Origin of the sequence: Neisseria sp. HMSC061H08 (assembly GCF_001836795.1) — a bacterium.
Taxonomy (GTDB): Bacteria; Pseudomonadota; Gammaproteobacteria; order Burkholderiales; family Neisseriaceae; genus Neisseria; species Neisseria subflava_A.
This window is the reverse complement of the sequence record NZ_KV830595.1, coordinates 1-290: the sequence shown is the minus strand read 5'-3', so window position 1 is coordinate 290 and position 290 is coordinate 1. Positions and strand designations below refer to the sequence as shown.

Genomic DNA, 290 nt, shown 5'->3' with positions numbered 1-290 from the left:
GCGTCTTTGTCGAAGCTGTTTTTCAGACGGCCCGAGTGTTGATCCGCAGTTTCGGTGTCGATGCCGGTGTAGATACGCGCTTCGGTTTCTTTGGCAGTCCTGCCTGTTCGGGCAAGTTGTCCCGCTTTGTCGGTGATGTGTATGTTGCGGGTGTTGATGCCGCTGCGGGTGGTGCTGTTTTTGCTGTCTCCGTCGCTGCCGTAGCCGATGGCGTTATTGTTGTTTTGACCTTTAGAAACATTAATCAGGCGGATTCCCGGGCCGGAATCGGCAGGACGGTTTTGCCCCAT

1 pseudogene is annotated in these 290 nt (G+C 55.2%); it reads right to left on the bottom strand.

What is annotated here, in order from left to right:
- Positions 1–290 (bottom strand): annotated as a pseudogene (locus HMPREF2675_RS10665) (hypothetical protein); the annotation flags it as partial.